General features: G+C 44.0%; 16 protein-coding genes. 6 read left to right on the plus strand and 10 right to left on the minus strand.

Going from position 1 to position 24,273, the window contains the following annotated elements; translation table 11 throughout:
* Positions 1 to 129: 129 nt before the first annotated feature.
* The gene (locus DVG78_RS10420; protein ID WP_114461030.1) at positions 130 to 1,455 is read right to left on the minus strand and encodes a Gfo/Idh/MocA family protein; all 1,326 of its coding nucleotides are present in this window, start codon (positions 1,453 to 1,455) and stop codon (positions 130 to 132) included.
* A 236-nt stretch (positions 1,456 to 1,691) separates the two neighbouring features.
* Here DVG78_RS10420 and DVG78_RS10425 point away from each other — a divergent pair, with 236 nt between their 5' ends.
* The 6 genes from DVG78_RS10425 to DVG78_RS10450 all read left to right on the plus strand — a co-directional run bounded on the left by DVG78_RS10425 (position 1,692) and on the right by DVG78_RS10450 (position 8,152).
* Complete coding sequence (locus DVG78_RS10425; protein ID WP_158550001.1) at positions 1,692 to 4,703, plus strand: sensor histidine kinase; 3,012 nt, start codon at positions 1,692 to 1,694, stop codon at positions 4,701 to 4,703.
* Positions 4,704 to 4,706: 3 nt separating this feature from the next.
* Positions 4,707 to 5,483 (plus strand): LytR/AlgR family response regulator transcription factor, encoded by a 777-nt coding sequence (locus DVG78_RS10430; RefSeq protein ID WP_114461032.1) that lies wholly within the window; start codon positions 4,707 to 4,709, stop codon positions 5,481 to 5,483.
* Between the two features lie 154 nt (positions 5,484 to 5,637).
* A complete protein-coding gene (locus DVG78_RS10435) occupies positions 5,638 to 6,009 on the plus strand; it encodes a LytR/AlgR family response regulator transcription factor (RefSeq protein WP_114461033.1) in 372 nt (123 codons plus the stop codon).
* Positions 6,010 to 6,019: 10 nt separating this feature from the next.
* The gene (locus DVG78_RS10440; RefSeq protein ID WP_114461034.1) at positions 6,020 to 7,189 is read left to right on the plus strand and encodes a tail fiber domain-containing protein; all 1,170 of its coding nucleotides are present in this window, start codon (positions 6,020 to 6,022) and stop codon (positions 7,187 to 7,189) included.
* 16 nt (positions 7,190 to 7,205) lie between these two features.
* The gene (locus tag DVG78_RS10445; RefSeq protein WP_147277041.1) at positions 7,206 to 7,508 is read left to right on the plus strand and encodes a hypothetical protein; all 303 of its coding nucleotides are present in this window, start codon (positions 7,206 to 7,208) and stop codon (positions 7,506 to 7,508) included.
* Between the two features lie 107 nt (positions 7,509 to 7,615).
* Entirely contained in the window at positions 7,616 to 8,152 is a 537-nt protein-coding gene (locus DVG78_RS10450) for a hypothetical protein (protein ID WP_147277042.1), read from the plus strand.
* 128 nt (positions 8,153 to 8,280) lie between these two features.
* On the opposite strand, the gene DVG78_RS10455 is transcribed toward DVG78_RS10450, so the two are convergent.
* The 9 genes from DVG78_RS10455 to DVG78_RS10495 form a co-directional block, all read right to left on the minus strand.
* Entirely contained in the window at positions 8,281 to 10,470 is a 2,190-nt protein-coding gene (locus tag DVG78_RS10455; protein WP_229598187.1) for a DUF7133 domain-containing protein, read from the minus strand.
* 97 nt (positions 10,471 to 10,567) lie between these two features.
* Positions 10,568 to 11,386: a family 43 glycosylhydrolase gene (locus DVG78_RS10460; RefSeq protein WP_229598188.1), complete on the minus strand. Its 819-nt coding sequence runs from the start codon at positions 11,384 to 11,386 to the stop codon at positions 10,568 to 10,570.
* A gap of 434 nt (positions 11,387 to 11,820) precedes the next feature.
* Positions 11,821 to 13,821: an NPCBM/NEW2 domain-containing protein gene (locus tag DVG78_RS10465; RefSeq protein WP_114461038.1), complete on the minus strand. Its 2,001-nt coding sequence runs from the start codon at positions 13,819 to 13,821 to the stop codon at positions 11,821 to 11,823.
* Positions 13,822 to 13,858: 37 nt separating this feature from the next.
* Entirely contained in the window at positions 13,859 to 16,531 is a 2,673-nt protein-coding gene (locus tag DVG78_RS10470) for a DUF6797 domain-containing protein (RefSeq protein WP_229598189.1), read from the minus strand.
* Positions 16,532 to 16,574: 43 nt separating this feature from the next.
* A complete protein-coding gene (locus tag DVG78_RS10475; RefSeq protein ID WP_229598190.1) occupies positions 16,575 to 17,324 on the minus strand; it encodes an alpha/beta hydrolase in 750 nt (249 codons plus the stop codon).
* A gap of 170 nt (positions 17,325 to 17,494) precedes the next feature.
* On the minus strand, positions 17,495 to 19,009 hold the full coding sequence (locus DVG78_RS10480) for a sulfatase family protein (RefSeq protein WP_229598191.1): 1,515 nt from the start codon (positions 19,007 to 19,009) through the stop codon (positions 17,495 to 17,497).
* An 84-nt stretch (positions 19,010 to 19,093) separates the two neighbouring features.
* Positions 19,094 to 20,800, minus strand: coding sequence for a hypothetical protein (locus tag DVG78_RS10485; RefSeq protein WP_114461040.1), 1,707 nt, complete (start codon positions 20,798 to 20,800; stop codon positions 19,094 to 19,096).
* 139 nt (positions 20,801 to 20,939) lie between these two features.
* On the minus strand, positions 20,940 to 22,304 hold the full coding sequence (locus DVG78_RS10490; RefSeq protein ID WP_114461041.1) for a 3-keto-disaccharide hydrolase: 1,365 nt from the start codon (positions 22,302 to 22,304) through the stop codon (positions 20,940 to 20,942).
* Positions 22,305 to 22,405: 101 nt separating this feature from the next.
* Entirely contained in the window at positions 22,406 to 24,268 is a 1,863-nt protein-coding gene (locus tag DVG78_RS10495) for a RagB/SusD family nutrient uptake outer membrane protein (RefSeq protein WP_114461042.1), read from the minus strand.
* Positions 24,269 to 24,273 lie beyond the last annotated feature (5 nt).

The raw sequence follows: 24,273 nt of genomic DNA on the forward strand, positions 1-24,273 counted from the left end.
ATAGATGAAAAATTTGTAAATGTTGTATTATTCTGTGGTAAGTTAATCAAAAGTTAAAAACCCCAGCAATAGTTAGCTGGGGTTTTTAAAGAAAAACAAAGTCCAAAGTAATTTCCAAGGGAAGCCTGATTAAATCTTAATGCCCCAAACGTCGTTCATCGAACGTCCAAGCAAAGCATTGGCTTCTTTATCATTTTTAAACGATTCTTTCTTTGGATTCCATTGCAGCGGTCGATTGAGTTGGTAGGCAATATTTCCGATGTTGCAAACCGACGCCGTCCGGTGGCCAATTTCCACGTCACAGATGGGTTTGCTCCGTTTACGCATTGCATCAAAGAAATCTTTATAGTGATTTTCGCTCTTATACACGTGTTTTTCAGTTTCTGCGATTACCCGCGTAGCCAATGAGGCAGGCGTAGTTTCTATTTTTTTACGTTGTACCCGAAGTTCACCTTCCGTTCCCGTAAAGAGAATCGCGTTGTTCCAGTCCCATTTTTCGTGGGTCATCACGATGCCATTTTCATAGCGATAGGTCAGAAAAGGATGCTCTTTGCCATCGGGGGCAATCACTTCTACGGGGCCGCTGTTGTCCATGTCAAGTGCCCATTGTACAATGTCAAACATGTGAGCCCCCCAATCGGTCACCATGCCGCCGCCGAATTCTTTGTAATTCCGCCAATTGGGAAATACGTCTTTTGACGTGGGGGGGGCCAATTCTGAATTGAAAGGAACTGCCGCATTGGGCCCCAACCATGCACTCCAATCCAATCCTTCAGGAATGGTTTCGGCGGGCAAATCATAGGGTTTGGGCGGCGGACCAACATTTACCTTAATGCTTTTAACTTCGCCGATGTAACCATTCCGAATCAATTCGGCAGCCTGACGAAACTCTGGCCACGAACGCTGCATACTCCCCGTCTGAAACACACGGTTGTATTTGCGAGCGGCATTGACCATAGCCCGACCTTCTTTTACGGTCAATGCCAGCGGTTTTTCGCAATAAATATCTTTTCCTGCTTCGGCTGCACGTACGGCCATGGCCGCATGCCAGTGGTCAGGAGTAGCAATCACAACTGCATCTACATCTTTTCGAGCCAGCAATTCACGGAAATCATTGTAGACAGGAATCTCAGAATAAGTGCCCGACTGCGGATTTTTTTCGTAGAATGTTTTAATTCGGTCAATCGTCAATTGGGCTTTGGCTTTGTACACTTCGCTCATGGCCACAATCCGGGCTTCATTGGTGCTCAAAAACGAATTTGTCAGTCCACGACCCTGCTTTCCCGTACCGATAAAACCCAGCGAAATAATATCACTTGGCGCAACATACTTCGTTCCGTCGGGGCGAGTTCCTCCTAAAACGTGACGTGGAACAATCATTATTCCTGCCAAAGCAGTGGCAGCTTTGGCGACAAAGTCTCTACGGTTGATGGGGGTTGAGTTTTCTTCTTTCATCTGAAAATTGAGATTGAATATAGATACTCTCCCAAAAGCAGCCTAACCAAAAGTTTATACTTGTGTTAGGCGCTATTCACCGACATTTCCCAAAAGGCATTTCCTGAAAGGCTGTGATGAGTGATTATCAAGGTTATTAATGAACAGGTACTGAAATTTACATTTTGAAATATGTAACCCAAACTACCTTTTAGGAGTCTACCCATTATTCCATCCGCTGAATCATGATTTTTTCAATGATAAGACAAATCATTTTTTGGACAATCTTTTTGAGTGTTGTCGAGGCCGCATACGGACAGAAACGCTATTTTCCGCATTACACCACTGCCGACGGCCTTCCCAGCAACACGGTTTACAAAGTAGTGAAAGATGAACGCGGCTTTTTATGGCTAGCCACCAGCAACGGTATTTGTAGATTTGACGGTCACCACTTCGAAACTTTTTCTCTCAAAGGGTTAGTAAACGATGTTGAATTTATCGATATCTATATCGGTAAACAGGGCAGAATCTGGTTTATTCCTTTCTCAGGTGATGTTTTGCTTTACGACGGCTATACATTTCAAAACGGAAAAGATTTTTTCGGTACGTCTTTCCAATCTGTACAACAAATTTATGAAGATGACTTCGGCCATGTATGGATTGTTAAACAAGCGGCTGATATCTTTCGCTTCCATCTCTCTTCCCGAATACTAACTGTAATCAAAGGGAAAGCATATTCGTATAAAACCATTGTAAACATTTTGTCTCCCCATGAAGTATTTGTCAATGACGGCTATCATTGTTTAGAGTTATTCAGTAGAAAATCTCTTTTTTCATTGCCTGAAAGTTTCAGCCGCAACCGTCCCCGAATCATCTATCATGTAGATTCCCTTCAATACATTTACCCTTCAAACTCTGCCATTTGTTTTTATAATGCAGGGAAAATCAACACCATTCAAGTGCCAGAACTGCCTTATAAAAACACTATTTTTGTCAATTTGCACTCCAAAACAGTATGTGTCGGCACTTCTGATCGGGGATTGTTTTTGTTTAAAATGGAAGGGGATAAACTTTCGTATGTCTCCAACGAATTGCCGGGGCGAAGCATTACTTACACTGCTCCCGACAATGAAGGAAACATCTGGATCGCCACCTACAACGATGGGCTTTATTGTATGTCTCCCCAAGCAGCTTACCAAATTTCCAACATCGGCATCTACAATACCGAGCCTTTGAGCGTTGGAAAACTTGACCGGGAGTTATTGATCGGTCTCAACCGAGGAAATATTGAGATTGTGGTAGATAATATTCCGCGCAAAAGCATTGACTTTGAAAAGTCGTATAGTGTAAAACCCCTTACATCGCGTGTCAAAAATATCCGTATCAGACCGAAGGCTGCTTGGATGTCGTATGAAAATATCCTTTACCACTACAATGGTCGAACATTTAAATCGTACTTTATCAACGGAAATATCAAAGACATTGCCTTCTCTGATTCATTGATTTTTCTGGCCACGCATCATGGCGCTTATATCTCCACTGAAAATCAATTGGCAGAATGTGAAATAAAGCCTCCTTTTACCACATCCAAATACCATTATTTATTATCCAATCATTCCGATAAAAGAAAAATAAATTTGGAGCGTACTACGGCCATTGCTTACGATCCGTTTGAAAAACGCCTTTGGATAGGACAAACCAATGGGTTGATGACATTCAGTCACCGCAAAATAGATTCTACCCTGAAAAATAACGTTGTCAAGCCGCAAATACCGGATATACTGCCGCCGGCTTTGCAAAACTTCAAATACAGAATAACTGCGTTAGCTACTCTGCCAGACGGCAGCTTGGTGATCGGGACCACCGTTGCGGGTATTTTTTTCTACAGGAACCGGCAGCTTTACAGCCTTTCCGTCGAAGAAGGTTTATCCAATAATTTTGTGCAGTCCTTCTTTGTAAGCAACGATAAAACGCTGTGGGCAAGCACGATCAATGGACTGAACAAAATACGCATCGAAAATGTCCTACAAAAAAAATGGCAAATCACGGTTTATAACGTGAGCAACGGATTGGCTACCAATGTAGTGAATGATGTGTTTGTAAAAAATGACTCTATCTGGGTAGCGACAACGGGTGGAGTCACTTTTCTAAAAGACATTTCGAGCAGCGCTAAACTGCCGATTCTCGTACACATTACCAACGTTTGGGCAGATGGCCACCTCACTCTTGTCACGCCACATTTATCCATAGAAAGCAAAGAAGAAATTAGGTTTAACTTTTATGCCATCAGCCGTCAGTGGGCTGGCAATGTACGCTATCGTTTCAGACTCTCGGGGAATATGTTCGGTTCTTCTTCGTCTTATAGTCAATGGAGTAACACCGATGAGCATACTGCTGTCTTCACAAAGTTACTGCCAGGCAGCTATCGGTTCGAGCTGGAAGCTATTTCGAAAGAACGAGGGTTACTCTTAGGAAAAACATCCTTAAATTTCAAAGTTATGATGCCTTGGTATCTCAATCCCATCATACAGGGCTCCCTTATTACTTCTTTTTGTTTTGCTCTACTGACCGTTTTGTTTATGTATTATTATCGCCGGGAGCGTAAAGCAAGGGCATTCAATGAAGAATTTAATGAGTTGGAAAAACAGGCGTTTCGGGCCCAGATGAACCCTCATTTTATTTTTAATTGCCTCAATGCCATTCAGGAGTTTCTGCTCAACAATGAATCTGAACAGGCCCATCGGTATCTTTCACAATTTGCCAAGTTGATTCGTAAATCATTGGATTTTACTAAACACAGCAGTGTCTGTTTAACCGATGAAATCGACTTCTTGAGGCTGTATATCAAATTAGAACAATTACGGTATCTCCAACCCTTCAGGGTTGAGGTGAACATCCATCCAAGTGTGAAAGCCAATGAAATAGAAGTTCCTTCTCTTTTGTTGCAGCCTTTTGTTGAAAACGCCATCAGACACGGGCAACTGGGACGGATGCGGGAAGAGGGGCTTCTTAAAATAGATTTTGAGTTTGCAGAGAAGTATTTATACTGCACAATCGACGACAACGGTGTAGGTTTGGAGTTTTCCCAAAGTGCCAAAACGACCCTTACAAAAGAACATACTTCACAAGGTTTGGACATCGTTAAAAAAAGAATAAAATTAATCAATCAGTTGAGTGACGAAAGCCACAGTATCGACGTCTTTGATAAGAAGCACCTCAATCCTCCATTGCGGGGGACGCGTGTGTTGATGAAGTTATATACCGGTTAACCTGTGAATACTGCCTTGCCTGACCCACGTGAAGTATACCGAGCCGTCATTGTTGAAGACGAAGATCGGAGTCGTAAATTACTAGAGATCATGCTAGGAAAATATTGTCCGCAGGTTAAAATCGTCGGTGTTGCCGATACCTTGGAAACGGCCGTAATAATTATCAGTTCCCTCCAGCCGGATGTGGTATTTTTAGATATTGAACTGCCCGACGGCTCAGGCTTCAAAGTGCTGGACCAGCTGCTCCATCTTTCATTCAGCGTTATTTTTGTAACTGCCTACGAGCATTACGCCCTAAGAGCCCTCAAACGCTCCGCGCTGGATTACCTGCTCAAACCTCTTGATATTGATGATTTGGTAGCCGCTGTAAAAAAGCTACCCCCATTAGGTACCGTTAAAAAACATCTGGAAGGGCAGAATATGATTTTGAACAGCTATATAAACGGAGCACCCCGCGACCAATACATCATGGCCTTGCCCACCCTTGACGGGCTGATTTTTATTCATGACGAAGAAGTGATCGCCTGCCGCAGCGACAGCAATTATACCCATCTGACGTTAACCAATAACCGTAAATTTCTGGTTTCTCGTACCCTCAATGATATTGAGGAGATGTTGTCAGAAGATTTATTTTGCCGGGTACACCATTCCCATATTGTAAATCTCAAACATATTCGCCGCTACTTTAAAGGCAAAGGCGGCTATTTGGAAATGTCTGACGGCTCTACAGTGGAGGTTTCTTTTCGTAAAAAGCATGACTTTTTGGCTCGCTTCGCCTAAACGCACTTCCTGCCTTTTTCTTCACACTTACTCACTCACTGCCCACACTTACTCAGTATGGTTTTAGTGGGTTAGTGTATTCCTATATGTTTGATGCATCAATCAATGCCAAAGATTGGGCTAAAAGTGCATCAGTTACTACTAATTAAGCACCATGAATACTCACTTGCTTCCGCTTTCCAACCTTGGTTTACCAAATCTGATGATACAGACCCCTGATGGCAAACGTCCGGTCCATATTTCAGAAATCGTATTTTTAGAAAGTGCCCGCAATTATACCTTCGCTTATTTAGCAGACGGCACCCGCCTTATTACTTCCAAAACCATTGGACTTTTTGAATTACCCTTTGCCAAGCATGGCTTTATCCGTATCAACAAGAGCATCATTACCCATTTGTCCTACATCACTGAAAGCTGTAAAAACGACGGTTATGCCATCAGGCTCCGCAATGGCCAATGGCACACCTGCTCAAGACGCCGAACCCCAAAAGTGAGAAAAGTCCTTAAACAGTTAAAAACTTTATAATTATTCATCTATGAGAAAGCTATTTCCGTTATTCCTTTTATTTCCTGCTTTGAGTTGGGGGCAAACCAACATGACCATTCAGGATAATACTGCAAGTATTACCATTACACCTGATGGACTTAGAAGTTATCGTCCCATCAATACTGGGCTGTATAATACCGCCATTGGAGAGAAAGTTCTTGAATTGAATACGACAGGTCAGCGAAATACCGCCGTCGGCTATAGCTCTCTGAATAAAGTAAACGGCAATTCAGACAATACGGCGGTGGGGTACAATGCCCTGAAACTTACCAATAATGTCGAAAATACTGCTGTCGGCGCAGAGGCTTTGTCAAAGAATGCGGTCGGAAACGGCAATACAGCTTTAGGTTTCAGGGCCTTAGGGGAAGAATTTGAGGGTTGGCAGAATATTGGCATCGGCACTGGTGCCGGCATGAATCTCTACGGGGGAGGATACAACATTTGTATTGGTGCAGGGGCAATGGGCAGCACTCCTTTCGGAGGAGTAAGTCCCTCCAATTATCCGGAAAACAATGTCGCCGTTGGAGGTTTTTCTTTGGCAAACTGCAAGACAGGGTTCAACAACGTTGCCATCGGTTATCAGGCAGGCGCTTCCGAGACCGGCTCCAATCGACTTTATATCGAAAACTCTGGCACTACCACGCCACTCATAGGAGGTGATTTTGCCAATGATGTTGTAGGAATTAATATGCCCATTGGTGCCCTGGCCGCCAATCCGACCTGGAAACTCAAAGTAGGCGGCGATATCAATGCCACCGGCAGCGTAAGAGCAGCGGGCGTTGTCCTTACTTCTGATCGCCGTTTCAAAAAAGACATCGCTCCCCTGCAAAATGCCCTGACCCGGCTCACTGGCATTCAGGGAGTGACCTATCTGTGGCGGAAAAATGAATTTCCCGACCGGCATTTTACGGACAAAAAACAAACCGGATTTATCGCGCAGGAAATAGAAAAAATATTTCCTGAAATGGTCGATACTGATGCACAGGGGTACAAATCCATCAATTATATCCAATTAACTCCCGTTTTGGTGGAAGCCATCAAAGAATTGTCTGAGCAGGTAAAAACGCTTCAAAATCAGCATAAAAACCTTGAGGCTTCGATAGAAGACATTTTTAAAATACTAAAAGAAAAAGGAGCAAATCATCCGGGTGTAAACTAATGAAAAAACATTTCCTTTGGCTTTCTTGTTTTTTTCAGGCAGTATCACCCTATTTGGACAAAACTGCGGCACTCCCTCTGCTACGGATGCGGATGAACTTTTCTTTGGCAAATTCATCCATAAGCGCCTAAAAGGTAAAAACACCTGGGCCGGTGCCGTAACCGTCAACTATGTCCCTGTAAAGGTGCACATTAATCGCAATGATGACGGCAGCGGCGGGGTGGACCTCTTTGCCCTCAATGCCAAATTTGCCGAATTGAACAGGGCTTTTTTACCCGTAGGATTTCGGAGGTTTGTGCGCCAGCGAAGGTCTCATTAACTGCCACTACCAGCGAAGGCTACACCTATGCGTGGAAAAACAATGCCAGGACACTGCCCAACTAGACTTCTCAAACGTTGGCTGCGGCCCAAACGGAGAATTACTGGGTGGAAATTTCACAGAACGGGTGCAGCAATGAATCTGGACCCGTTGTAGTGACTATCAACCCCAAAGTGCAGGTGAATCTTTCGGGAATTGCAAGTATATATGCAGGTCAGTCGGCCAATCTAAGTGTATCATTGGCCGCCAGAGCCCTTCCCTATCAGCTTACCCTTTCTACCGGTCAGCAGTTTACAAACAGTATGAATAACCCTTTTACGATTACGGTTTCTCCCACAACAACGACAACCTACACGATTACACAGATAAGCAATACACAATGCGGGGCCAGCACTGCGGGTGGAAGTGCCCTGATTACAATCCTGCCAACGCAGTTGCCATGTCCCCAAACGCTTGCCGTCCATACCGCCCACCCAGGGCCTTATCAAGCCTCGGAAACAATAACAACAACGGGTACGATTCAGTATACTTCCGGAAATATATCTTACACCGCAGGCAAGTCAATCACCATCACCTCTCCCGCCACGGGCGGCTTTTGGCAAAGTGGCCCCAATACCGTTTTTGAAGCCAAAATTACAGGATAAAAGACTCAGGCTTCTCCTATTTCCAGTTTTATCACTTTCTTTTCGCTAAAAACACCTTAGAAAAGCCCCCCAATTAATTTCTAGTCACTTTTTCGAATGGCAAAAAACAAAAGCATTTTTTATCTTAATTACTTTTCAAAATCAGTTTCTAACAGTTGTTTTTCATTAAAAATACCATTTCCGTCTGGCTTTCTCTCTCTCATTTTTTTAACGTCATCCACAGAAATGCCTTTTCCTTCTTTCGCAAACGCATTTTGGGTAAATCGAATAATGTCAGTAATGTCCTGATCGCTAATTTCTTTGTTATTAATAAGTGCCGGCATTTCGTTGTTCAATTGGTAGAGTTTTCCATTGACCTGAATCGGCCCGCTGACACCGTGTAAAATAATGGCGGCCAAGCGGCGCATTGAGCCGTCGATGTATTCGGAACCCTTGAGCGGCGGGGCTAAATCCTGAATTCCCTTGCCATCCGCCCCATGACAGGTAGCGCAGATGGTTCGGTACAGTTGTAGGCCTTTGGTTCGGTTGTCTACTGTATTTTTTTCTTTGACAAAAATGGGGTTCATTTCCTTTTTCTGCCGGTTATTGAGGGCTACAGTCAAGCTACTTCTAAGTAATGCATTGGGATTCATGGCATTGAGGTAATTTTCTTCTCTCCCTTCCAGACTGCTGACAATCGCCTCCTGATAGATTTTTTGAGCCGCGTATTTTTTGTCAATTTCGGTGAGAATGGGTAAGAAGGTTGCCTCAGACAATTTGAGCCAAGCATTCAACGACATAGATAAATAGAGGTCTATCACTTCATTGTTTTGCGCCAATAGCTGGGTGCAGGTAGTTTTCATTTTGGCAACATTGGGCATGGAAGCAAAACGCTCCAAAAGTCCTAAAGCATGGGCGATGGTTTCGGGCTGTTTTGATTGATTAACCACATCGCTCAAAGTGGTAAACGAAAGCGCATTTAAGCCTTCAAGTACATATAGCGCGTGAATGGCCGTTGCAAATTCATTGCTGTTTTTAGTTAAATTAATCAACTCTTTGACCACTATAAGGTCTTTCTTTTGAATCAAAATCTGCTGTGAACGGTCTCTTATCCAACCATTTGAATGGCTGAGTAATGCCACCAACTCTTTTGTAGAAGCCTTTGTCAAATCTGGGATTGGGTGGGTTTTGACGGCTTTGCTCGTTATTTTCAAAATACGCCCTGCATTCTGTAAAGTGTCCAATTTCTTAGCGGCAAGCTGCTCGGTCAGGTATTGCGAAATATACGCCTTGTGCTGAATAATACCCCGGTGCATATCGACCACATAGATGGCGCCGTCGGGTCCGTTAAACAAATTGACGGGACGGAAACCTTCGTCGGTAGAAGTAAGAAACTCTTTCCCCTCAATGGCTTGGGTGGCGGTAGTTTGGGTGTTTTTAAACGTCAGAATATTTCGTTTGATGAGGTTGACCTCGGGCACGCACACAAAAGCATTTTGGTTATACGACGCAGGAAAAGCCCCTCCCCGATACACCAACGGCCCACAGGCAGCAGTCACATCTTTCAGTAGTCCTTTTTCGTCCAAAACTCCTTTTTGATACCCCCGATTGACCGACGTTTGTTGAATTGGGAATACCCTATTATTAGTCAGCCGTTGATTTTCAGCTGTTGAAGGTTTAAAGTACCGGTTCCGAATCGCTTTGTTGGGCAACACATAGTCACCCTGCAATTGGGTGCTGTTGTTGTTATAATAAAGCCGTCCAAAATTATCTTTGGTTATCCCCCACTGCCCCCGATACGACGTCGGTTCTTTGATCCATTTCCCATTTTTAAGCTGGTACCTAAAATTGTAATTGGCGTTGTAAATCCAATTGTCAATGTTCATCATCAATCCGTTGGAAGAGTGCTCCACGTTGCCGCCTTCGGCATATACAGGGTCAACCAAGGTTTTTTTGCCGGGTTTATCGTTTTTAATTTCTACAAACCACAGTTTGGGGCCATCAACGTACAGAAGTCCACCGTACACGTGAGCCAGTCCACGGGGCAAAACGAGTTTATCCAAAAAGACTTTGGAATGGTCGGTCACACCGTCTTTATTCCAGTCTTCTAAAATGGTGATTCTACCGTTGGGCACTTCTTCGCCAATGCCTTCGAGATTGGGCATATAGCCAATCATTTCTACCACCCACATTCGGCCTTTGTTGTCAAAGTCCATGCTCACGGGCGCTTTTAAAAATGGTTCGGAGGAAATAACTTTCAGTTCAAATCCATCTTCCACTTTGTAGCCATCGAGCGAAATTTTGGGTACATCAGAGGGGAGAATTCTGAAGCTTACCATGAAGATGGAAAGCGTAAAGATTAAACAAAATGTAATCTTAAATTTAAGGGTGTTAATGGTGAATCTTGGGGTTTTCATTATTGCTCAACTGCTGGTTTTACTTCTTCAAATAAGGTCCTTTTTTATTCCAACCGATTTCTACTTTAGACAAATACCACGTTTTTCCTTTGTCATTATTGCCCTGAAAAAACAGATAATATCGGCCATCTTGGGCTTTAAAAATGTTGGGATGCCCGCTTTCACTTTCATTCCATGCGCCTACCTCGCCGTTTTTTAGGAAAGGCTCTTCTGATAAACGTTTCCAGTGAATGCCATCCCTACTGCGGGCAACGCCGATTTGCTGAGGTTCGTTGTTGTAAGCTCCCGCATAAAACATGTACAAATATTTGCCATTTTGAATACAGGATGCCGCTTCAATGCATTTTTTCTCCCAGGCCAATTCGGGTTTCAACATGGGCATGTTGGGCACTTCGGTCCAACTGTTGCGGTCAAAATTGGCCGTAATGGGTGCCACGGCTACGCCTTGTTGCTGAATTTTGTAATCAGGGTCTCTGGTAGCGTAGTACAGAAAATAGTTGTTTTTGTAAGCAATCACTTCTGCATCAATCGCCCTTCCACAACTCCAATCGCTTATTTTCGGTCTGAAAATGGGGTTTGTGGCATCTCGTTCAAAATCAATGCCATTGGTAGATGAGGCGTGACAGATAGCGTCCAGTTTACCATTTCCATAGGTTTGATAAAACAAATGCAAAACCCCGTCTTTTACCAATGCTCCCGGTGCACAAATGCCTTTTTCTTCTACAGTTCCTTTTTGGCCTTTGATGTTCCCTTTTTTATCCCAATGCACCAAATCATTGCTGGAAGCAATACCAATGTACCATTCTTTGAACTGCTCGCCTGGCACCGAATAATACATCCAGTACTTTCCCTGAAAAAAATCACGTAAGGGTCCTTAGCATACGGTCTGGTGGGAATATCCAAATCTCCGTAATACATTTCGGGTTTTTGAGCAATCAGCATTTCTCCCTTCACCATAAATAGAATGAAAAGCAAAATGTTTAGGAAAACTCTTTTATCGACGAAATTATTAATAACTTGACTGACTTCAAAAAAAGTCACACGGATGACGCGGATTTCTTTGAAAACACGGATTTTCACGGTTCGCCGTTGTGCGGAGCCGTCTGTGCGGCAAAATCCGCGCTGAAACATCCGTGTTCTAATGTTGTCGCTAAATTCCTTATAGCTTCGTTTATTTAATTGAGTTTCATGTCTCATAAAAATGAGCAAAAATTTTATCAGTTCTTTAATTTGCAGGCGAGACACTGCAACGGGAAATGTCTATTTACCCTCTCACTTAGAATACATCCGCAACATCACCACACCATGATGCCGAATGTCAGTTATAAATGAACCGTTAAAGATACCCAAGTCTTTTTGCCGCCAAACATCGCGCAGCATAAACTTGCCTTTCAGGCCCACTTTTGCAAAATCAAAGGTAAACGATTTCGATGTTTCATCACCCCAACGGAAGTAAGATTCGGGCGTTTTGCCAAAATCACCAACGTTAAACAAACCCACCGCATACGAGCCGTCTTCCAACGGCTTGAGCCATATTTGAATACCATCTTTGTTCCAAACAAGCCGAGCCGACTTGCCCAGTGGGTCCTGGTCAATTTCAATGACTTCATCGTTGGTCAACAAATTCAGCGTGAAGGCATCGAGCTGTTCAATAGGACAACCTATCAGCAATGGGGTGGCCAAAAGGCTGAATAAACTCACGTGGCTGTATTGTTCGTCGGGCGTAAGGCGGGTGGGGTGTAGTTGCGTGCCCGTGGTGACATTACCCACAATCATCATGTCGGGGTCGTTCCAATGTCCGGGACCGCCGTAGGGTGCCCACTTATCTAACGTAAACGCCGACACAAAGAGGCTGTTCCAACTGTCGCGAATATCAGGCCCCGTACGGTAGCTGTTGGTCAGCCTTACCCAATCTTTGACGTGGGCAAAGGGGGCAGAATTGGAAATACTGTACAAAATATCACGCCCCGATTGCTTCAAAGCCACCGACATCCGCTCCGCTGATGGAACTTCGATTCGCCAATCGTATTTGAGGTAATCAATGCCCCATTCTGCAAATTGTTTGGCGTCATTGGCTTCAAAACGGTATTTACCCACGTAGCGAAAAGCACGTTTATTGGCGACGATAGAGTCAGTAATTTGGCCATTTTCAAAATCGGAAGAGCCACCGATATAACCCGCATAACTCGTAATCATGGGGGTAGAATAAACGCCAACTTTTAGGCCCAAACCATGAATGTAATCCACCATTTCGGTAAATTTTGGAAACTTATCATTTGGCTGAATGGCGTTAAATTTCCCGCCGCGTTTGCCCTGCCAAGCATCGTCAATGTTGATGTAAGTCCAACCGTGTTGGTTCAGTCCCATTTTCACCATGGCCTCGGCGGAGGCAATTACTTTTTGTTGGTCGATGTTTCTAGCCCAAGAATTCCAGCCGTTCCAGCCAATCGGAGGCGTGAGGGCAATCGTATCGCCAATCTTTATTTTTAGTTCTTTGGTGGCTTCACCGAGGGCATTTTTGGCCTTCAACGTTGCGGTATAAGTCCCTTTTTTCAGCACTTTCCCAGTAATAATACCCGTTTTTTCGTCCAATGAAAGGCCTTTCGGCAAGCCTTTGGCCGAGAAGCTCATGGGGCGGTCGCCTGTGGCGGCGATGGTGTACAAAAAAGGGTTGTTGGGCGTAGCGCCGAACACTTTGGCGGAGTTAATTTTGGGATATTTTGCCGTTGGAGGGGTCAAAATATAGCGTTCATCGGTATTTGGAATGTTTTTGGGAAGGTGTTTATCCAACATCACCAATTGGGCATCAGCCCAATTTGAATAGACCTTGGTTCGTCCCTCGTCATTGACTTTCACCAGTAGGCCCAGCCGCTGTACGCCATCCAACTTAACATTTACGGGTTTGGGGGCATCGCCCAACCGCATTTCTCCGCTGTCAAACAACACTTTACGGTCTGCCACCACATAAAAGGTATGGGGCAAATCTTTGTTGCCTTTGTCGTCAACGCCCACCAACGCCGAAAATTCGGTCGCTTTTCCGTTCAGATAAAAAGCCAAAATACTCGTAGCATTCACCCCTACTCCACGGTTGAAATACCTACCGTTGATGAGCATCGAATCTCCCGCTGCTGTCGTTTTGGGCAAGACCGCTGGTATGCCTTCCGAAAAAGATTTGATGGGTAAATCATCGAGCCAAAGGGCTTGTGTTTTTTGGGCAAAAAGAGGCACTTGTACTGCACAACATATAAGTATTAACCAAACTACTCTGTACATATTTTCAATTCATTTTATTTCACTGCTCTACATTTCTCTAATTCCCAAGTTGGTGAATCGTGCCTTGAATAGATCCGTTTAGAGGCTCGCCTTTGGTATTCTTAATTTTATAATCGACGGTGATTACGTCCACTTTTTCTAAGTTTTCGATGCTCAAAATCAGGCTTTTATCTTTTGACTGCGATTTGCTTACTTTCAATGTTTTTGGGTTATGACGTTCAGAGCCATATTTTTTACTACGTAATAATTGCCAAGTTTTTACTTCAAAATTAGACAAATCAGACGCAGAATTTTGGTCTATTTGAGTATCAAAATCAAGCACTATACTTTTTTCAAGGACTTTCATTTTAATGGGTACAGGCATGGTCTTACCTGTATAGCGTATTCTGTATAGCCCTCCCCCACGCATCATCTGGTTGGTTCCCCATGCCGACATACCGCAAGCATACAGTTGACCATCGGTTGGATTAAACCTACCACGCATCACCCCCGTCAGGAATTTAATGCCGGGCAAATCAATCACCGCGCCTTGTTCTTGCCCATTTACGGTTTCGTTTAAAACATATTGAATCTTGCCGTAGCCATACGAAAGGCTCAAAAGTCCACCATTCAATGCACCCCATTTGTTGCTTTCTACCCAAACCATTTCGGAGGGCGAGCGGTCGTATTTCATATCTACCCACACCAAAGGCTGTTCCATGGCGGCCCTTGATGAGTCTTTGGGTGGATTATAGCCCCACATATTGCCATAAAACTTACCAGCGCCTTTCACCCAGTTTATTCGGTTCATTGGGTTCCAATAGCCTTGTTGGTCGGTCACGATAAAACTGCCATCGGGGTTGATACAAACGCCATTTGCCGCTCTGAAACCTGTGGCAATAATGTCGGTTTTTGAGCCGTCGGCACTTACTTTCAATAAAGTCCCGTGTTGCGGAATAAGTGCCTCACGGGCGTGGCGTCCGCTTTTGGCATAATAAAAATTACCTTCTTTATCGGTTTGCAAACCCATGGCAAATTCATGGAAATGATCCGTAACTTGATGATCATGATTGAAACTTTCGTAAAAATCAGTTTCCATGTCGCCATTCAAATCTCTCAACAATACGAGCTGGTCCCTACACGTGACGTATATTTTTTCATTGACCACTTTTATTCCCAAAGGCTGAAAAAGCCCCGAGCCAATGCGCTGCCAAGTCAATGCACCCTCAGGATTGAGCACGCCTTTAATCAACCATACATCGCCGTCGGTAGCACATACCACGGCAGTATTGGCATCTTTAAAAAAGTCTATCCCGCTCAACTTCATTCGACAAGCCCATGGATTCTCGAAAGGCGGGGTGAGTTGGTCAACGGCAAACGGGCCGTCCTCTTTTCCTCTGGTAGTAAAGGTTTTGAGCACTTCGGGATAATGCGCACGGCCAGTACCCAAGGTGTATTTTGTCAATGATTCTGGCTCTGGCAAATCCTTTTCAGAAAAACTAGAACCTTTTTCGCTAATGGCCAACGTGACTTTAACTGCTTCTTTGGCATTGACATTCATAAAAATCTGTCCATTTTCTTCTACCAGCGTAGCTCCTTTGCCCCGTAAACTCACCTTGGCGGAAGCCGTCGCCACGCGCATTTTCAACATTGAATTGGAGGGTGAGATATTGAGCGTTCTTGTAAAAATGGAGGGTTCGATAACCCCAAATTTCTCTAAAATGGCCGATTCACCTACGGTGTATGAAACGATGATTTGGTCTTCGTAATGATAAAGCCCTTTGTAGTTTGCCCAAGATTTAGGCAACGGCCCAAAAGCCCTTCCATCCCGAGCTACAAACCTTGGGTCGTCAAATTTTCCCGTTGTAGGATTAGCCCAGCCTGGGCTTACCGGAGTTTCAAAATGCAGTTTTCCGATGGTGCGGGGGTAGGTTTCGTGTTTATCATTTAACAAGATAGCGTTCCAATCAATAAATCCTTCGCCCGTGTAGGCACCCGCTATTCGCATGAGGTCATGGTCAAAAATCATCCAAGCTTTTCCTTTAGAAACGCCCCCTGCACCTTTGTCTAAGCGAACTGCGATACCTTTGTACGCAAAATTGTTTTTTGAGTAATCTTCATCTTTGAAAGGCGATGGTCCTGGCGAATGAAACCGTGGGATACCCGTTTTTTCGTCGGCCAATTCGTAGGTGTTTATCAAAAAATTACCGTAATCCATGTCGGCCCAAGGCTGATAAGGCCTTGATGCGGGGCCTCTTGATTTGCCTTTGGGGAGAGAAGAAAGATATTCGGGCGTTACTTTCGGAAGGCTTACGGCTTTGTTTTTTGAAACAAATTCTTGTTGAATATAGTGAATCACGTCGTATTTCTCCTGTGGAGTTAGTGCTACTTGCGGCGGCATAGAACCGTACCCTTTGGTCACAGTTTGATACATCGAATAGGCATCGCCCCCCGCTTTGAATGGCTCTGACCAAAATTTTAATGACATCGGAATTGAACCTTCGTTTTCTTCATTTCCATGACAATTGATGCAGGTAGCATTGTAGATGCGTTCGCCCCGCACAAAGGCTTTATCGTCAAAATCGGCAATAAAACCCGCATGATCTAGGCCCTTTTCAGTAGTTGGCAGGTCCTTTGACGCAAGATTGTATGCGATGTTATTACTCGTTTTGCAATTGATAAGTATCAATAAAAGTACAAGCAAAAGATAAAAATGGCGCATATTCATCATCGTAAAATAGACTGAACAATTAACTAACCACTGAGATTGATTTTTAAGGTTTGAGATAGTCTATTGACTGGAGAAAAGCATCTGCTTTCAAAATCGTTTCTGATAGGAAAGGCTCTTTATTGAAAAAACCATGCCCTTGATTTTCAAATAAAAAAAGGTCGCAACGACTTCCTACTTCTTCTATTTTTTTCTTGAATTTCTGCGCAGTTTCTACAGGAATCAGGTTGTCTTTTGTACCCAAAAAGAAAATAGTGGGTGGAAAACCTTTTTGGATGTTGTGCATTGGCGAAAACTCAACATATCTTTCTCCAATTCGTTCAAATCCATAGCCATCTTTTCCATTGTCAATCACGGGATTAAACAAAACTAGGGCATTAGGTTTTGCACTTATCGCCACATCGTCGGTTGGTTCATTGATAGATTCATTGGTAAAACAAGCCGCAGCCAAATGCCCACCCGCCGAACCGCCCGACCCGACAATTCGATTGGCATCAATACCCAGTTTATGGGCATTTTTTCGCAAATACCGAATCGCTGACTTTGCATCTTTCAAACTTTCAAAAGGAGTAGTGTTGTGTCTTGACTTTACCCTGTAATCTACCAAAACCGTAATTAAATTCTTAGATGCAAAATATAAAGCATGAGGTTCAAATTGTTGGGTAGTACCCCCGTTCCAACCGCCGCCAAAGAAGACCACGATGGTTGGATAAGTTCTATCTATCTGGAAAGACGCTGGATAATAGACTTTTAAGCCTAATTGTACAGTATCAATCTGTTTATAATCTAATTCCACAACCTTGTTTTTTTCTTGCGAAAAACAATTCATTGAAAAATGTACAAGGATAAAGTAAAAAAGGAACCTGATTTTTATAAAATGCCTCATCTTCATACAAAAAAATATTTATTGTAACGTTTATACCGTCATTATAGTAGCGCTTGAAGGCCCTTTAAAACGCCCAATGGTTATTCCTTCACCCAAGTCAACTGCTTCCAATGGCTTGGGCCTTCATTGGTTTGATTTACGCCTTGGGTACTTCGGCCGTCTCGGATATATTTTGTCAACAAATCAGTGAGTTCTTGAACTACTAGAGGTTGTTTGTCTTGCACATTTTTTGTTTCGGCAATATCGTTTGCCATATCATACAGCTGTACCGAAGGTAAAGTTTTTGCTTCTTCGCTATTTTCTTTAGGAAAGCTGTTTCCTCCCGAATGGGAACATAAAACAAGTTTCCAATTTGCTTTTCTGATGGCAAAGAACCCATTAGAAGAATGATGAACCACGGCCTCACGTTTGGCATAACGTGTGTTTTTACCCGTGATTTCACTTAAAAAACTGTAACTATCCTCGGCGGTGTTATCGCTTATGGTCGCATTGGTAAGTTCGGCGGCAGTTCTAAAAAAATCGGTTGTACTCACCAATTGAGCACTTACTTTTCCTTTGTTTAATTTACCACCCCAAGATACGATAAACGGCACCCGATGCCCTCCTTCAAAAATATCGGTTTTTACACCACGGTACATTATAGAAGGATTATGTCCTTTGCTGAGTTGAGCTTTCATGTCGGCAGGATTGGCAAAACCATTGTCCGACGCAAAAACGATGATGGTATTTTCATAGACACCATTTTTTTTCAGGGTTTCAACTACTTGCCTCACCACGTCATCTACCATTAGTACAAAATCACCATAGGGTGAAACGCCGCTTTTACCTACAAATTTACCAATAGGCAAAATAGGCGTATGCGGTGCTGCCAAAGGGAAATAGAGAAAAAAAGGTTTGTCTTTTTTGGCATTTTCGTTGATGTACGCAATCGCTTTCTCCGTAAATTTCCCCAATACTTCTTCCGGCTTGAAATCAGGTGCCGCAAGCCCTGCCCTAAAGAGCCGAATTCCAGTCATCCCCGCAATCGAGTCTTTCGGAATAGAAGTACAAAAACCATTTTCAACGTAAGCATAGGGCGGCATATCCAACGAAGCAGGAATACAAAACGAATAATCGAACCCTCTCGCGTTGGGACCTTCTTTCACTTGCTTTGAATAATCAATTTTGGTTTCGCCAGCCTCTCGGTTATTCCAGTTCCACCCCAAATGCCATTTACCCACAACGCCAGTGGTGTAGCCTTGTTTTTGTAAAAATCCAGCAATGGTTTCCCTTTTTGAATCCATTAAAGGCGGGTCATAGCCGTGCAAAACGCCACTTTTCATGGTAGTTCGCCAGCTATATCTACCCGTCATGATGCCATAACGAGTGGGTGTACAGACCGAAGAGGTAGTATGCGCGTCTGTAAAGCGAACGCCCGATTGCGCAAGTTGGTCAATATTTGGGGTAATGATTTTGCCGTTTGGATTATAGGCCGACACATCACCAATCCCCAAATCGTCGGCAAGGATGTAAACAATGTTTGGTTTTTGCTGTTTTTGGGCAAATAATGCCAAGCTACTCATCAACAAAAAACAGGCGATTTTTAGGGTTTGCATTGGGTTCTGATGTTAATTGAATATTTCTTAGCGACGCCATCGGATGGGGGCCGAGGCATTCACCCCAAAATGATTACCTCGTTACTAGGACAATCTGATAGTATGCCTGAAAGGTGTAAAGCCCGTCAAATAGACCGTCGGGGCATCCATTGCGGGCAGTGCTCCTCTCAGTTGTATACCTTTGTGTTCGGCTTTGCCCGGACCAAATTGAATGGTATCAGCATTGACCGTGTAAGAGGCTGATTCGCCCGTCAATAGGTACGCAGTATCTTTTTTGGGATGTTTTGTAATCCCCGAAAACGTGCCCCCCGCCCTAAAAATCAACTCAAATGACACAGGTACACCTTCCGTTCCAGTCATTTCAATGTCGATTTGCAATCCATTATTGGCCTCGCTTACTTTTACGATTGTTTCCAGTTTTTGAATTTCACTCTGCGGACGGTTTGCCCTCGGCATTTTGTCCCAATCTCCATCAGGCACAATTTTCTCTTTGGCAATCGGCTGATAATAAGGCCCTTCGAGCGAATTTTGCATCACCCAAGTGGTTCCTTCCTGCGTGATTTTTGCCGATTGAAACTGCCCTTTCCCGAAAAAAGACGCCGCTACCCGCATGGCTTGCAACACCGCGTTGCCTTTGTGAAACGTGAGCCAACTTGCGTTGTTGGACAAAATCGTGGCGTCCCAATTTTCCCGTCGAATCCGCACCAAACCCGAATACGGAAAGGCTTTGGCATAACTGGTCGGCAGGGGTTTGTCGGCGGGTAAGGCGCGCCCAAGGGTGGGGTCTTCCAGAAAATAATCCAGATAACCCGCTAATTGATTCTTAGTGCTCGTTTGTTCAATGAGCCGACACATGGCGGCCATTTTGCCGTTGTTGTCCAGCAAAGCCATGTAGCGATAGCAGTAATAATAACGCGACATGTTGCCGATGGTGCCTTTGTCTTGTCGGTTGGAGGCTTCGGTTACCACCTCACCGTTGGGGTGGACGTAATAAAGCGTCATCATCAAATTCTTACGGACTGGCTCCAACAATTCTGGTTTATTCAAGCCTTTCGCAATGATAATGAGTGAACGGTTTACAATGGGTGAATAGCTGTTGGTGCTTTTCTCGTTGTATTGTCCATCGGGGTCAATATCTATGTGCTCAGCCAACCATTGTTCGATACGAGCCACGTAGCGCGGGTCGGGGAAAAGTTCATTTAATTTGGTCAGGGCCGCCGAGACCACCCAACGGTGATTTGGGGTATGAATACCGCCCACGGTCAGGGCTTCGCCCGCTCTTTTCAAAAATGTTTTTATCAATTCGAGCGGCGATTCCGCACCTTTGACGTTTGACAGTTTCAAGTATTTATAGGCAGGAATCATATTTTCCAAAATAAAACCCGTATCGGGTGTAGAATGGAAATTGGTTTCCAAGAGGTCAATCGTTCCGTCAGAATGCTGCATTTTTAGTAGACACTGCGTTGCCGATTCTACCTCTTTTACCAATTCTTTGGATTGATAAAAAGCAGATTCGGGGCAAGACATTAACATACAGGCCGTGGCAATAAAAGCCGCTGTAGAATGTGGATTCGGAATCTCCATGTCATTCATATAGCCACCAGCATATTTATGATTGGCATCGGTGACTTTCAGCGCTTTGTAGTTGGGGAAATTTTGGTCGTAAATTTTAATCCAATCGAGCAACCACGCAGGTTTCGGAGCGGTGTATTTATCAAAGTGTTGAAATCCCAACAATGGCACAGCACAGAGCGTACTGACTCCTGTGGTCACAAAAGTTCTTCTATTCATTCGAAATGGGCGATTTAAGGGCTTAGTTTAATGAGTTGTATAAAACAACAAGTATGGGAGAAAGAGTACAAAAACCTCTCTTCTACTCTTTTATACGTTAATTATTGCGTAGGCCAATTACAGTCTTGATTACCTATTTTTAAAACTCTCTGATTTTAATGCTTCTAAAATGGACTTCGTCGCCGTGGTCCTGCAAAAGAATATGCCCGGCGGGTGCCTGCGCAAAATTCGGGTAGGTGTTGTATTTACTTTTGGCCACTAGATTGCGAAATATCTGCGAATAGCGGTCGTATTCCACCATTTTGAGGTTATTGAGCCAATGTTCGACGTGCCCATCCCTTACTACCAATCGCAATTTATTCCATTTACCCGGCGGATTCATCCGTTTTGCGGTACTACCTTCCGACAAATTTTCGGCCGTGATAAGGTCATACAAAGAAGCCGTGGTACGGTTGCCCCCCACCCCTGCTTTGGCATCAGGATGCTCTTTGTCGTCGAGGATTTGAAACTCTGGTCCTAGGCCCGTACCCGCTCTTTCTTTACGGTCTTCCACCACAAAATATTTTAGCCCGCTGTTGGCCCCCGTCGTGAGTTTAAAATCCATTTCAAGCTCAAAGTTTGAAAATTCTTTGTCGGTAATAATATCACCACTTTTGACCAGCGTATCTTTTTTAGTACCAAACACTTTCAAAACTCCGTCCTGAATAGCCCAGCCTACCGTTGGAAATGTATCGTAATTTGCCAATCGCCAGCCCTCGGTGGTCTTGCCATCCCACAGCAAACGCCACCCCTTCCTTTTTTCATTTTCCGACAACTGGTTGAGCAGATAACTTATTTCGGGTGCTTCTTCGCCCCCTTTAAAAATGACCTCTTTCAAGTTATCCGTTGCAATTCTGATGTTTTTCCATTGAACCGTCAGCCCCACCTGCTCTTCTTTCTTGATTTGATGCACCTGCAACGCAATAAATCCACGAGCGGTTTGAGGGTCGAGAAGGTTGGTACATGGAATACCGTTTATCCAAGTTTTAAGACTATTACCGATGGCCTCAATGTGGTATTTATTCCATTGACCAAGTTTAAAGGCCTTTTGTCCTTTGGGATTTACGGACAAGGGATACAGCCAACCGTTGCGCCCTTCGTCGAAAATTCCTCCCGACCAAGCCCGGTCGCCAGGGTCGATTTCGACCTGATAGCCGTGTACTTTTCCAGCCATAACGGCGGGGTCGCTGATGCTTCTGATTTGAATGCCTGAGTTCAGGCCTGCTTCTACTTTTACGTCAAGTTCCAACACAAAATCACCATAAATCTGCTCGGTACACAGGAAGGAATTGGGTGTATTGAGTTGAGAAACTCCGACAATCGTGTTGTTGATGATTTTGTATTCTGCATTTCCATTCCTTTTTACCCAACCTTTCAAATCTTTTCCGTTAAAAAGGTCTTTCCATTGGGCAAAGGAGTGAAGGGAAAGAAGTATAATTGCGCAAATTAAAAAAAAGGATTTCATTGTGTATTTTGAATAAAAATTGAGTGGTGCAAACCAAAAGAATTAAAAAAAAGAGAAGAAAAATGGCTTCTTCTTCTCTTTTTTGGGGAATAAATTAATTTTTAATAGCCCGGATTCTGGGTCATTTTAGGGAACGACAAATCAATTTCACTTTGCGGTATCGGCCTTAAATTATGAATCGCTGAAATCGACTGTCCTTTTACCCAAGGATTGTATTTCTTGACGCGTTCCACCAATTTTCCAGTACGTTTCAAATCAAACCATCTGCTGTATTCACCCATCAGTTCTCTCGCTCTTTCGTCCAAAATCAAGTCTACGGTGATATTCGCCGCCGTGGCTCTATAAGAGGCGGTTGTCAATGATTTTTGGTTTTCGGGGGCAGCGGCACATTTTGGGTCAGTCCCTTTTTTGGTTCCTAAGGCACGGTCCAATACTCGATTGTAATAAACCTCTGCACCACCCAATTTGCCATTTTTAGCACCTTTGACGATGGCTTCTGCCGCAATCAGATAAGCTTCCGCCGCTCTGAATACACATTCATTAAACGTTCCGAAGGCATCACCGTAAGGAATGCCCGGCTGCCAAAATTTCCACATCAGCGGCGGTTGAATGTTCAAGCCCGAATTGTCAATGGGATAGCCGCCGCCATATTCATCGGCATTTACCACGGCATAGTTTTTCTTTCCTCCCAAGTCCACCCCTCTTTCGGCCAATGTTGTGGCAGGTTTGTTCCAAGGCCTAGCAATCATCACGGTATCGCCCACGTTGAAGTTAATCCTTAAAGCGGGATTGCTCAGCGGTAGCGGTCGGTAATCTTTGACCGCCGCAAGAGCATAGCCAACACTTACAAAATTGTGCGCATAACGGGTGTCATTATCGGTATCAAAAAAGCGATAACCAGCTGGCGTAACTTGATGTATGCCCAGGCAGCGATTATAGTCACTTGTTCTGCCCTTTGTACCGACAAATCCCTCGCCACTTGGCCCAAACTTAGAGTGCAGGTCATTGCCACCAGCTGCATCAGGGCTAAATGCCGCGTCTGTTTTGTTGGTCAATACGTCAGAATTGTATTGAACTGCAAAAATAATTTCGGCATTTTTATCATTTTGAGCGCCCGTGTATTGCGTCAGGGGGTTGTTTGAACGCTTTGGGAATAAATCGCTGTAGTTGGCGGCCAAAGGATAAGTATCAATGACTTTGTCGGCGTATAGAAGTGCCTGATCAAAGTCTGCTGTTGTCCCGCCTAAAGCGTTGTTGAAGTTCCAACCTCTTGTTAAATACACCCTTGACAACAAAAACTGCGCTGCTCCTTTGGTTATGCGACCGTAATTAGTGGCGGTAACGGGCAATTTTGCTTCACAATCCAACAAATCGGTGATGATTTGTTTGTACACATCCGCCGAAGCTACGCGTTGAAAATCTTTGCTTGGCGACGTGATTTCTGTGAGTGGCATCGGAATATCGCCCCATTGCTGCACCGCATAAAACAGACACAAAGCCCGTAAAAACTTCGCTTCTGAAACCCTTGCATCTTTCAATGCAGGCGCCATTGTGGTAATATCATTGGCGCGAGTGATGGCCGAGTTGGTTCTGGCAATCTCTGCATACAGGAGCTGCCAAAGGCGTTGAATATCCGCCAAATTAGCATTAAACTCAGCATTATAGACATCAAACAAACTGGGAACATTCTCTTTTCCAGTGACGGCCGAAGGATTCCAGCCGCTCTGGGCGGTAAAAATATCGGTTCCCTGCAACACCAAGATTCTGTTTTGGTGAATGTTTCTCAAAAGAGGATAACACGCACGAACCAAATCTTCAAAACCCGCTTCGGTTTTAAAATAAACGTCGGTGGTAAGTGTGGTAACGGGCTTTTCAACCAAAAAGTCTTTTTCACAACCCGTAGCAAAAACGCCCATAAAGGCAATTGCCACCGATGTAAGTCGTATTTTATAGTGTGATTTCATTGTTT

Origin of the sequence: Runella aurantiaca (genome assembly GCF_003339505.1) — a bacterium.
Lineage (GTDB): Bacteria > Bacteroidota > Bacteroidia > Cytophagales > Spirosomataceae > Runella > Runella aurantiaca.